At 65.7% G+C, this 11,410-nt stretch carries 8 protein-coding genes; 4 read left to right on the forward strand and 4 right to left on the reverse strand.

Annotated elements, in window-relative coordinates; genetic code table 11:
• Positions 1-5 precede the first annotated feature (5 nt).
• From mrdA to ACFSM0_RS06530, 3 genes are read left to right on the forward strand one after another with little or no spacing between them, the layout of a single operon-like run.
• Complete coding sequence (gene mrdA / locus ACFSM0_RS06520) at positions 6-1,940, forward strand: penicillin-binding protein 2 (RefSeq protein WP_377388483.1); 1,935 nt, start codon at positions 6-8, stop codon at positions 1,938-1,940.
• A 12-nt stretch (positions 1,941-1,952) separates the two neighbouring features.
• Positions 1,953-3,092 carry a rod shape-determining protein RodA gene (gene rodA / locus ACFSM0_RS06525; protein ID WP_377388485.1) on the forward strand — a complete coding sequence of 380 codons (1,140 nt, stop codon included), beginning with the start codon at positions 1,953-1,955 and terminating at the stop codon, positions 3,090-3,092.
• A gap of 2 nt (positions 3,093-3,094) precedes the next feature.
• Positions 3,095-4,033 carry a 2-hydroxyacid dehydrogenase gene (locus ACFSM0_RS06530; protein ID WP_377388487.1) on the forward strand — a complete coding sequence of 313 codons (939 nt, stop codon included), beginning with the start codon at positions 3,095-3,097 and terminating at the stop codon, positions 4,031-4,033.
• Between the two features lie 155 nt (positions 4,034-4,188).
• Here ACFSM0_RS06530 and hisG read toward each other — a convergent pair whose 3' ends face one another.
• The 3 genes from hisG to hisS are packed head-to-tail and all read right to left on the reverse strand — an operon-like array spanning position 4,189 to position 7,465.
• On the reverse strand, positions 4,189-4,896 hold the full coding sequence (hisG, locus tag ACFSM0_RS06535) for an ATP phosphoribosyltransferase (protein ID WP_377388489.1): 708 nt from the start codon (positions 4,894-4,896) through the stop codon (positions 4,189-4,191).
• Positions 4,893-5,966, reverse strand: coding sequence for an ATP phosphoribosyltransferase regulatory subunit (locus ACFSM0_RS06540; protein ID WP_377388491.1), 1,074 nt, complete (start codon positions 5,964-5,966; stop codon positions 4,893-4,895). Before ACFSM0_RS06540 ends, hisG begins: the two co-directional genes overlap by 4 nt.
• Positions 5,966-7,465, reverse strand: a complete 1,500-nt coding sequence (hisS, locus tag ACFSM0_RS06545) for a histidine--tRNA ligase (protein WP_377388493.1) — start codon at positions 7,463-7,465, stop codon at positions 5,966-5,968. The genes ACFSM0_RS06540 and hisS overlap by 1 nt, the downstream gene beginning before the upstream one ends.
• Positions 7,466-7,538: 73 nt before the next feature.
• Between hisS and ACFSM0_RS06550 the strand changes: the two genes are divergently transcribed.
• A complete protein-coding gene (locus tag ACFSM0_RS06550) occupies positions 7,539-7,745 on the forward strand; it encodes a SlyX family protein (RefSeq protein WP_377388495.1) in 207 nt (68 codons plus the stop codon).
• Positions 7,746-7,775: 30 nt separating this feature from the next.
• Here the strand turns inward: ACFSM0_RS06550 and dnaE are convergent, their stop codons facing one another.
• The gene (dnaE, locus tag ACFSM0_RS06555) at positions 7,776-11,285 is read right to left on the reverse strand and encodes a DNA polymerase III subunit alpha (protein ID WP_377388497.1); all 3,510 of its coding nucleotides are present in this window, start codon (positions 11,283-11,285) and stop codon (positions 7,776-7,778) included.
• Positions 11,286-11,410 lie beyond the last annotated feature (125 nt).

An 11,410-nucleotide genomic window follows, 5' to 3' on the forward strand; every position in this document is an offset into this window, starting at 1 on the left:
GGCCCATGGCACTTCGTCACCGCACCACCGCCGCACAACAGGCCAGCCGCACCACCATCACCCGGCGCGGCTTGTTCCTTGGCGTTGCGCAAGCCGCCGTGGTGGCCACGCTCGGGCTGCGCATGCGCCACATGCAGCTTGAGCAGGCCGACGAATATCGCCTGCTGGCGGAGGGCAACTCCGTCAAGATCCGCCTGATCCCCCCGGCGCGCGGGCTCATTTATGACCGCAACGGCGTGTTGATCGCGGGCAATGAGCAAAATTACCGCGTGACGATGACGCGCGAGGATGCCGAGGATGTGGAGCGCGAACTGGCCGATCTGCGCCGCCTGATCCCGATCAGCGACGCCGATGCCGAGGAGCTTCTGGGCGAGCTCAAGCGCCGCCCGCCCAATGCCCCGATCACGCTCGCCGACCGGCTGAGCTGGCAGGAGTTTTCCCGCGTGGCGGTGAATGCGCCCGCGCTGGCCGGCGTTTCGCCCGAGGTCGGGCTCTCGCGCTACTACCCGCACGGGCCTGATTTCGCGCATGTGCTGGGCTATGTCGGCCCGGTGTCGGATTACGATCTCTCGAAACTGGAAAACCCCGATCCGCTGTTGCGCATTCCGCGCTTCCAGCTTGGCAAATCCGGGATCGAGGTGAAGCTGGAAGACGAGTTGCGCGGGCGCGCCGGGCAGCGCCGGGTCGAGGTGAACTCGGCGGGGCGCGAGATGCGCGAACTCGACCGGCGCGAAGGCGAGCCGGGCACGGCGCTGCAACTCACGCTCGACACGCGGCTGCAGAACTTCGCCCTCGCCCGGCTGGGCGGCGAGAGCGCCGCGACCGTGGTGATGGATGTGACAAACGGCGACATCCTCGCCATTGCCTCGGCCCCCTCGTTTGATCCAAACCTCTTCGTGCGCGGTATTTCTGGCAAGGATTACAAGGCGCTGATGGAGAATGACCACCGCCCGCTTGCCGACAAGACGGTGCAGGGCCTTTACCCGCCCGGCTCCACCTTCAAAATGGTGACGCTTCTGGCCGCGCTCGAGGCGGGCGTGATCTCCCCCGAGGAAACGGTGCGCTGCCCGGGTTATATCGAAGTTGGCGGGCGGCGCTTCAATTGCTGGAAACGCGGCGGGCATGGGCGGCTCAACTCATGGCAAAGCCTTGAGCAAAGCTGCGACGTCTACTTTTACGAGGTCTCCCAGAAGGTCGGCATCGACGCGATCTCGGCGATGGCGCGGCGGCTCGGCATCGGCGTGCGCCACGATCTGCCGATGTCGGCGGTCGCCGAAGGCAATGCGCCCACGAAAGACTGGAAGGTGGCCCGCTTCGGCAAGGACTGGCAGATCGGCGATACGATCAACGCCTCGATCGGGCAGGGCTATGTGCTCGCCTCGCCCTTGCATCTTGCGGTGATGACCTCCCGCGTTGCGACCGGCCGCGCCGTCGCGCCACGGCTTGTGCGCGCGCGCGACGGGGTCGAGGTGCCGGTGGCCGAAGCGCCCGAACTGGGCCTTGACGATGCCCATCTGGCGCTCGCGCGCAAGGGCATGTGGGCGGTGGTGAACGGATCGCATGGCACGGCGCGCCGCGCCATGGTGTCTATGGCGGAATGGGAAATGGCGGGCAAGAGCGGCACCGCGCAGGTGCGCTCGACCGTGGTGAACAATGCCGCCGTGCCCTGGATCCAGCGCGACCACGCGCTTTTTGTCTGCTATGCCCCGGTCGACAACCCGAAATACGCCGTCTCGGTGATTGTCGAGCATGGCGGCGGGGGCGGGGCCACCGCAGCGCCGATCGCGCGCGACGTGCTGCTGTTTGCGCTTGCCGGAGGGCTGCCGCCCCTCGCCGCCTACCCCTCGGGGCAGCGCGAGCAGATCCGCGCGCGGTTCGACGGGCTCGACCTGATCGACCCGGCCACGATCGCGCCGCCGCCCACGCGCAGCCGGGCATAAGGAGGCGCCGCGATGTCTTATCTTGAAAGCAATCTGAAAACGGTGCCCGCGGGCCCCGCAAAGGTGCTCTACCTCAACTGGCCGCTGATCATCCTGTTGACCGCCGTCGCCTGCGCGGGGTTCTTGATGCTCTACTCTGTTGCGGGCGGCAATCTGGAGACCTGGGCCGAGCCGCAAATGAAGCGCTTCGGCATCGGCATGGCGGCGATGCTCGCCGTGGGGATGACGCCAATCTGGTTTTGGCGCAACATCTCTGCCTTGGCCTATGTGATCGCGCTGCTCCTGCTGCTCGCGGTGGAATTTTTCGGCGCCATCGGCATGGGGGCGCAGCGCTGGCTCGAAATCGGCCCGCTGCGCATTCAGCCCTCCGAGTTGATGAAAATCGCCATCGTGATGCTGCTCGCCGCCTATTACGACTGGCTGCCGGTCAACAAGGTCTCGCATCCGCTGTGGGTGTTGGTTCCGGTGGTGCTGATCTTGTTGCCCACCTTCCTCGTGCTCACCCAGCCCGACCTTGGCACCGCGGTGATGCTGGTTCTGGGCGGCGGCTTCGTGATGTTCGCCGCGGGCGTGAGCCTGTGGTATTTCGGCACGGTGATCGCGATGGTCGTGGGGCTTGTCTTCACGGTGATGGAGAGCCGCGGCACCACATGGCAGCTTTTGCACGAATATCAGTTCAAGCGCATCGACACCTTTCTCGACCCCGCCGCAGACCCGCTGGGCGCGGGCTATAACATCATGCAGGCGCAAATCGCGCTCGGCTCGGGCGGCTGGTCGGGGCGCGGCTTCATGCAGGGCACGCAGAGCCATCTGAACTTCCTGCCCGAGAAGCACACGGACTTCATCTTCACCACGCTCGCCGAGGAATTTGGCTTTATCGGCGCCTTCGGGCTTTTGGTGCTTTATGTCGGCATCATCGCCTTTGCCACCTATACCGCGCTCGCCACGAAAGACCGCTTCGCCTCGCTCGTCTCGCTGGGGGTGGCGGGAACGTTCTTCTTCTTCTTCGCCATCAACATGGCGATGGTGATGGGGCTGATGCCCGTCGTCGGCGTGCCGTTGCCGCTTGTCAGCTATGGCGGCACGGCGATGATGATCCTGCTTGCCGCCTTCGGGCTCGTGCAAAGCGCCCATGTCCACCGCCCGAGGTAATGATGCTGAACATCCTTTTCGCCGACCGGATCGAAAACTGGCCCGCCTATGAGCCCGCCTTGACAGCGGCCTTCGCCGCCGCCGGGATCGAGGCCAAGCTCTTGCTGCCCCCCGCCGATCCCGCGAAGATCGATTATATCGTCTATTCCCCGCGCGGCCCGGTGCAGGATTTCACCGCCTACACGCGCACGAAGGCGGTGTTGAACCTCTGGGCCGGGGTGGAGCGGGTGGTGGGCAACGAGACCCTCACCCAGCCGCTCTGCCGCATGGTCGATGAGGGGCTTGAGCGCGGCATGGTGGAATGGGTGACGGGCCATGTCCTGCGCGCCCATCTCGACATCGACTTTTTCCTTGCCCATCAGGATGGGGTCTGGCGGCAGGCGGGCCATGTGCCGCCCCTGGCACGCGACCGGTCGGTGGTGGTGCTCGGCCTCGGCGCGCTCGGCGGGGCCTGCGCCAGCACGCTCGCCTCGCTTGGCTTTGCCGTCACCGGCTGGAGCCGCAGCCCCAAAACGCTTGCAGGTGTTACCTGCCTCTCCGGCCCCGAGGGGCTGCGCGCAGCGCTCGGTCGCGCCCAGATCCTCGTCACCGTGCTGCCCAACACCCCCGAAACGACGGATCTGCTAAATCGCGAGACGCTCGCGCTGATGCCGCAGGGCGCGGTGATCCTCAACCCAGGCCGCGGCACTCTCATCGACGACGAGGCCCTGCTCGCAGCGCTCGAGAGCGGCCAGATTGCCCATGCCACGCTCGATGTGTTCCGCATCGAACCGCTGCCGCCCGAACACCCTTACTGGGCGCATCCGAAGGTGACGGTCACGCCCCATATTGCCGCCGAAACCCGCCCCGCTTCGGCGGCGCGGGTAATTGCCGAGAACATCCGCCGGTTTGAGGCGGGAGAAGCGCCGCTCCATCTTGTGGACCGCGCACGAGGCTATTGAGGGCGAGGGGGGCGCTGCCCCCCGCTGCTGCGCAGCCCCCCCCGGGATATTTTCACAAAGTCGAAGCAAAGATCTGTTGGCCTTCGACTTTGCGCAAATATCCCGGGGGGTGAATTTGCCAAAGGCAAAGAGGGGGGCAGCGCCCCCCTGCCCGCTCAGAGCCGGGGCACCGGCACGCCAAGCTGCGCGCAAAGCGCCGCGAAAGGCGCCGCAAGGCCCGACCAATCCGCCGCGCGCGCGGCAAACAGCGTCGCCTGGCTTTGATGGATGAGCCCATCGGAGAGGATCTTCAGGTGGTTAGCGCGCAGGGTCTCGCCCGAAGAGGTGATGTCCGCCACCGCCTCCGCGGTGAGGTTCTTCACCGTGCCCTCGGTCGCGCCCTGACTGTCGACCGATTGCCAATCCGCCACCCCCTCCTGCGCCAGAAACTCGCGCAAAAGCCGGTGGTATTTCGTGGCGATGCGCAATCTCTGCCCATGGGCCGCGCGGAAAACATGCGCCGCGGCATCCAGATCTTCGAGCGTGTCGACATCGTCCCAGCAGGCGGGCACGGCGATGATCAGATCGGCATGGCCAAAGCCCATCGGCGCGAGGTCCGCAACCTGCCCCTGCCAGTCGGCGAGCTTTTCGCGCACGAGATCGGAACCGGTGACGCCCAGGTGGATACGCCCTGCCGCCAGTTCGCGCGGGATTTCGCCTGCAGACAGCAAGACCAGTTCCACCGCCTCCGCCCCCTCGACGGCGCCGGCATATTCCCGCTCCGAACCGGTGCGGCGCAGCGTGAGGCCCCGCGCGGCAAACCAGTCAAACGTCTGCTCCATCAGCCGCCCCTTGGAGGGCACGCCCAGCTTGATCGCGCTCATGCGAGCCCCCCGAGATCGGCGACGAGGCCGGGGCGGATCACGCCGCCCACGGCCGGAATTTCGCGCCCGCCGCCGAGCACCCGCGTGAGCGCATCATAGCGCCCGCCCGAGGCGACCGGCGGAAAACCGGGATCGGCGGCCTCGAAGCTGAAAACGAAACCGTCGTAATATTCCATCGTCGCGCGGCCATGGCTCGCCTCGAAGGCCAGCGCGGTCAGATCGATGCCCTTTGCGTCAAGCGCGGCAAGGCGGCGCTCAAGCCGCGCAATTGCCGGGGCAAGGGCGGCGATCCCCAGATCGGCGAGTTGTGCGGGCGCACGGTCCGCGGTGCAGCGCAGCGCAAAGAGCGCATCGAGCCGGGCGACATCCTCGGCGGGGATCGGCGCCGTCGCCGCATCGGCGCGGAGCGTCTCGATCCGGGCGGCCATCTCCTCAGGGGAGCGCAGGCCGATCCAGGGCGCATCGCTCGCCCCCCGCCCCGCAAGAAGCGCGGCGCGGCTCTCGGGCATCGGCGTCTGGCCCGCGTAGCGTTGCAGCAGCTTGTGGAAGCGCTTCGGGCGCCAGATATGGCGCGAAAGCGCCGCCTTGCGCGCGGGCAGGGTCTCCAGCCCGGCGACGGCCGCGCGCAAAAGGCCGATATCGCCAATCGTGGCGCTCAGATCGAGCGGTTTCAACAGCCCGGCAAACAGCGCAAAGACCTCGGCATCGGCGGCCTCGGGGTCTTCGCGATCAAAGATCTCGTAGCCCGCCTGAAAATACTCGGCCACCCGCGCCGTGCCGCGGTGGTCCTGCTTGCGGAACACCTCCCCCATATAGGCGTAGCGCGCGGGCTCGGCGCCCTCGGCCATATGGGCCTGCACCACCGGCACGGTAAAGTCGGGCCGCAGCATCAGTTCTCCGCGGAGCGGGTCTGCGGTGACATAGGCGCGCGCGCGAATATCCTCGCCGTAAAGGTCCAAAAGCGCCTCGGCGGGTTGCAGGATGTCGGGGGTGACCTCAAGCGCGCCCGCCGCCTCGAACGCCGCCAGAAGCTGCGCGCCAATGGCCCGGGACTGTGCCTTCCCGGCCATCAGAGCGCCCCGTTCCGCGCAAGAAGCTCTTGCACTTTTGCAACCATTTCCTCGCGGGAAACTTCGAATTGCGCCGGTTGGGATTTCCATTCTTCAACAGAAGCGGAGGCGGCGATCTTTGCGCCAAGCACCAGATCCTTGATCTGCACAACACCGCGCGCAGCCTCGTCTCCGCCCAGGATCACGGCCACCGGGCTTTGCCGTTTGTCGGCATATTTGAGCTGGTTGCCAAAGTTTTTCGGGTTGCCCAAATAGACCTCGGCGCGGATGCCCGCGCGGCGCAACTCCGCCGCCATGGCGAGATAATCGCCCATGCGGTCGCGGTCCATCACCGTCACGACCACCGGCCCCTGCCCCGCGCTGCCAATCTTGCCCTTGGCGCGCAGCGCCGCCAGCAGCCGATCCACGCCGATGGAAACGCCGGTCGCCGGCACTTCCTGCCCGGTGAAGCGCTTCACCAGATCGTCATAGCGCCCGCCCCCCGCGACCGAGCCAAAGGAGCGCTTGCGGCCCTTCTCGTCGAGGATCTCGAAGGTCAGTTCCGCCTCGAACACCGGGCCGGTGTAATAGCCAAGCCCACGCACGACCGAGGGGTCGATCACGATCCGGTCCGGGCCATAGCCCTGCGCCTCCAGAATTTGCGCCATATATTCAAGCTCATCAACGCCCGCCGCGCCAAGCGCCGAGCCGGTCACAAGCTCGCGCAGCCGGGCCGCCGTGGCCGCGCCGGTGTCGCGTTTGGCCTCCATGAAGCCCATCACCACATCGGCCTGGGCATCAGAGAGCCCCGCGCCCTTGGTGAAATCGCCCGAGGCATCGAGCCGCCCCTTGCCCATCAGCGCGCGCACGCCCGCCTCGCCGAACTTGTCGAACTTGTCGATCGCGCGCAGCACGATGCCGCGCTCCTCGGCAAAACGGTCGGGGTCGCTCGGGTCGAGCACGCCCGCCACTTCCATCACACCGTTGAGCACCTTGCGGTTGTTGACCCGCACGATGTAATCGCCGCGCTCGATCCCCACCGCCTCGAGCGCATCCGAGAGCATGCCGCAGATTTCGGCATCCGCCGCCACGGAGGGCGCGCCCACCGTATCGGCATCGCATTGATAGAACTGACGGAACCGCCCCGGACCGGGCTTTTCGTTGCGCCAGACCGGGCCCATCGTATAGCGCCGGTAGGGTGAGGGCAGATCGTTGCGGAACTGCGCCGCCACCCGCGCGAGGGGGGCTGTCATGTCATAGCGCAGCGCGAGCCAGTCGCCGCCCTCGTCTTGCCAGGCGAACACACCCTCGTTCGGGCGGTCGACATCGGGCAGGAACTTGCCCAGCGCCTCGACCGTTTCGACAGCCGATGTTTCGAGCGCCTCGAACCCATGCGCGCGGTAGACCCCGGCAATAGTGGAAAGCATCTCCGCCCGCTCAGTCACCTCGGCGCCGAAGTAATCGCGAAAGCCTTTCGGCGTTTCGGCGCGGGGGCGGCGGGGTTTGGTATCCTTGGCCATGGTCTTGCACCCGATCGTTTCTCGCGCGAGGGTGTAGCGGATGGGGGCCATGGCGGCAAGCACGAGAGGGAAAATGAGCGACAGGATCGAGCGCGCAGAGGAAGAACTGGCGCATCTGCGCCGCGCTGTGGATGAGCTGAGCGACGTGGTGGCCACCCAGGGGCGCGAGCTGGACCGGATGGCGCGGTTGCTGCGGCTCCTGATGGAGCGTGAAGCCGAGCGCGAATATGCCTCCGGCGGCGCGATTCCGCTGGCCGATCAGAAGCCGCCGCATTGGTGAGGCGCGCTTGCGGCATCGCGTCGCAAGCGCTCAGACTTCCTCCACCTGCACCACGCCGCGCAGGCTGCGCAGCGCGCCCTTGACCTGCGGGTTGACCGGCAGCGGCCGCCCGGCGGAGATCTGATAGCGGCAGCGCTTTTCCGGGTCGAACACGGAAAATGTCACCGGACCACGCGATTTCACCCGGCCTTCGGCTGTAATACGTTCGAAAAGTGCAGCAACCGAACTCACCGCCTCGGGCGTCTCGATATGGATCAAAAGCCCGGCGTGTCCATCGGATTCCGCCGCGACCTGATCAATCGGCGTGGCGGCGTTGCACAGCATCTTGACCGTCTCGCCCTCGACATCGACCTTCACCGTCAGCACCACCGCCTGCCCCGGCTCCAGATGGGCGCGGCAAGCCTCCAGCGTGTCGGAGAAAACTGTCACCTCGTAAGGCCCGGTCGGGTCAGAGAGCGAGACAAAGGCGAAGCGGTTGCCCTTGGCGGACTTGCGCTCCGAGCGCGCGGCGACCTGCCCCGCGATCTTGCCGACAAAGGGCCCGGTGTTGATCGCCTTCGCCGTCACATCGGCGAGCGTCATCACCTTTTTGCGTTTGAGCGCGGGCAGATAGTCATCAAGCGGGTGGCCCGAAAGATAAAAGCCGATCGCCTTGTGTTCCTCGGCAAGCCGCTCGCCCGGCAACCAGTCATCGGTATCGGCCAGCCGCGGCGGCGGCAGATCATCGCCCGCCTCGCCAAAAAGCGAGACCTGCGCCGAGGCCTTTGCCTCCGCCACCGCGCCAGACCAGGCCATCAGCCCCTCAAGGCTTTCGAACACGCGCTTGCGGTTCGGGTCGAGCCGGTCAAAAGCGCCCGCGCGCGCCAGCATCTCCAAGGGCCGCTTGCCGATCCGCTTCAGATCGCAGCGCCGGGCAAAATCTTCAAGGGTGCGGAACGGCGTGTTCTCCCGCGCCTCGACGATCAGCTTCATCGCCTCGACGCCCACGTTTTTCAACGCGCCGAGCGCATAGATCAGCTTTTGATCGACCACGTCAAAGGTGGCGAGCGAGCGGTTCACGCAGGGCGGCACCACCTCGATACCAAGGCCGCGGCGCGTCTCGGCGGTGTAGATCGCGAGCTTGTCGGTAAGGTGGATATCGCAGTTCATCACCCCCGCCATGAATTCGACAGGGTGGTTCGCTTTCAGCCAGGCAGTCTGGTAGCTCACAATCGCATAGGCGGCCGCGTGCGATTTGTTGAAGCCGTAGTTCGCGAATTTCTCGAGCAGGTCGAAGACCTCGCCCGCTTTTTTCGCATCAATGTTATGGGTGGCCTTGGCGCCCTCGATGAATTTCGGGCGCTCCTTCGCCATTTCCTCGGCAATCTTCTTGCCCATGGCGCGGCGCAGAAGGTCGGCGCCGCCGAGGCTGTAGCCCCCCATCACCTGCGCGATCTGCATCACCTGTTCCTGATAGACGATGATGCCCTGCGTTTCCTTCAGGATCGGGTCAATGGTGGGGTGCAGGCTCTCAAGCGGGCGCAGCCCGTGCTTGACCTCGCAATAGGTGGGAATGTTCTCCATCGGGCCGGGGCGGTAAAGCGCCACCAGCGCGACAATATCTTCGATGCAGGTAGGCTTCATGCGCCGCAGCGCATCCATCATCCCCGTCGATTCCACCTGGAACACGGCGACTGTCTTCGCCCCGGCGTAAAGCTCATAGGTTTTCGCGTCATCAATCGGGATCAGGTTGATCTCGTTCTCGGCCCCCTCGGCGGGGGTATAGAGCGTCTCGCCTGCAGCACTCACATGCAGCGGGCGGCCCGATTTCAGGATCAGGTTGACCGCGTTCTGAATCACGGTGAGCGTTTTCAGGCCAAGAAAGTCAAATTTCACCAGCCCGGCCTGTTCGACCCATTTCATGTTGAACTGGGTCGCGGGCATGTCCGAGCGGGGGTCTTGATAAAGCGGCACCAGCTCATCCAGAGGCCGGTCGCCGATCACCACGCCCGCGGCATGGGTCGAGGCATTGCGCAACAGCCCCTCGATCGCCTGCGCGTAATTCAAAAGCCGCGCCACCACCTCCTCGGATTTCGCCGCCTCGCGCAGCCGCGGCTCGTCCGCCAGCGCCTTTTCGATCGAGACCGGCTTCACCCCTTCGACGGGGATCATCTTCGAGAGCTTGTCGACCTGCCCGTAAGACATTTGCAGCACGCGGCCCACGTCGCGCACCGCCGCCTTCGACAAAAGCGCACCAAAGGTGATGATCTGCCCCACCTTGTCGCGGCCATATTTGCCCTGCACATAGCGGATCACCTCTTCGCGGCGATCCATGCAAAAGTCGATGTCAAAGTCCGGCATCGAGACCCGTTCGGGGTTCAAAAACCGTTCGAACAGAAGCGAATAGCGCAACGGGTCAAGGTCGGTGATGGTGAGCGCATAGGCCACGAGCGAGCCCGCCCCCGAGCCCCGCCCCGGCCCGACGGGAATGCCCTGCGCCTTGCCCCATTTGATGAAGTCGGCCACGATCAGGAAGTAGCCCGGAAAGCCCATCTGCTCGATGATGCCAAGCTCGAACTTGAGCCGCGCCTCATAATCCTCGACCGGCACCGCATGCGGGATCACCTCCAGCCGGGCGCGCAGCCCCTCCCAGGCCTGACGGCGCAACTCCTCCACCTCATCATCGGCGAAGCGCGGCAGGATGGGCTTGCGCTTGTAGGTGGCAAAGGCGCAGCGCCGCGCGATTTCCACCGTGTTTTCCAGCGCTTCGGGCAGGTCGGCAAACAACGCCGCCATCTCCGCCTCGGATTTGAAGTAATGCTGCGGCGTCAGGCGGCGGCGCGGCTCGCTTTGGTCCACATAGGCGCCCTCGGCGATGCAGATCATCGCATCATGCGCCTCATACATGCCCGCCTTCGGAAAATAGACATCGTTCGTCGCAACGATCGGCAGGCCCATGTCATAGGCCATTTCAAGGAAGGGCCGCTCGGTGCGCCGCTCGCCCTCGGTCAGTTGCCCGCCCTCGCCCGGATGGCGCTGCAACTCGACATAGAGCCGGTTCGGATAGGCGCGCGCGAGCCGCTCCAGCAGCAGCCGCGCCTTGCCCGCCTGCCCCGCCTGAAGGAACTTTCCCACCGGGCCATCCGCCCCGCCGCTCAGACAAATCAGCCCCTCGGCATGGGCCTCAAGATCCTCAACCGTCACCTGCGGCAACTGCCCGTGCTTGTCGACGTAAAGGCAGGAGGAGAGCTTCATCAGGTTCATGTAGCCCGCCTCGGTCTGCGCCAGCAGCACCACCGGCGCAGGCAAGCGCGGCTTTTCGCCCGGCGCGGCGGGGTCATACGTGACCGAAACCTGACAGCCCACAATCGGTTGCAGCCCCGCACCCTGTGCGAGCACCGAAAACTCGAGCGCCGAAAACATCACATTGGTATCGGTGACAGCCACGGCAGGCATCGCCATGCCGTCGCACATCTTGATCAAGGTCTTCACGGGCACCGCGCCTTCGAGCAGCGAATATTGGCTGTGCACGCGCAGATGAATGAATCGGGGCTGGGTCATGGCGGCAGATTACGGGCAGGCCGGGGCGAGCGGAAGGCCCCGCCTTGCCCAATTTTCGACCATCCGGTGCAATTCTCCCCGGGCAGCCCCCGCCGAGACTTGCCAGCAGAGGGGGCGTCGGCAAA

The sequence above is a fragment of the Rhodobacter lacus genome (assembly GCF_042683065.1).
Taxonomy (GTDB): domain Bacteria; phylum Pseudomonadota; class Alphaproteobacteria; order Rhodobacterales; family Rhodobacteraceae; genus Rhodobacter; species Rhodobacter lacus.

What these genes read in the sequence shown, in the direction of transcription:
- mrdA (WP_377388483.1), top strand. Translation starts at nt 6, where the DNA reads ATGGCACTTCGTCACCGCACCACCGCCGCACAACAGGCCAGCCGCACC.
- rodA (WP_377388485.1), top strand. Translation starts at nt 1,953, where the DNA reads ATGTCTTATCTTGAAAGCAATCTGAAAACGGTGCCCGCGGGCCCCGCA.
- ACFSM0_RS06530 (WP_377388487.1), top strand. Translation starts at nt 3,095, where the DNA reads ATGCTGAACATCCTTTTCGCCGACCGGATCGAAAACTGGCCCGCCTAT.
- hisG (WP_377388489.1), bottom strand. Translation starts at nt 4,896, where the DNA reads ATGAGCGCGATCAAGCTGGGCGTGCCCTCCAAGGGGCGGCTGATGGAG.
- ACFSM0_RS06540 (WP_377388491.1), bottom strand. Translation starts at nt 5,966, where the DNA reads ATGGCCGGGAAGGCACAGTCCCGGGCCATTGGCGCGCAGCTTCTGGCG.
- hisS (WP_377388493.1), bottom strand. Translation starts at nt 7,465, where the DNA reads ATGGCCAAGGATACCAAACCCCGCCGCCCCCGCGCCGAAACGCCGAAA.
- ACFSM0_RS06550 (WP_377388495.1), top strand. Translation starts at nt 7,539, where the DNA reads ATGAGCGACAGGATCGAGCGCGCAGAGGAAGAACTGGCGCATCTGCGC.
- dnaE (WP_377388497.1), bottom strand. Translation starts at nt 11,285, where the DNA reads ATGACCCAGCCCCGATTCATTCATCTGCGCGTGCACAGCCAATATTCG.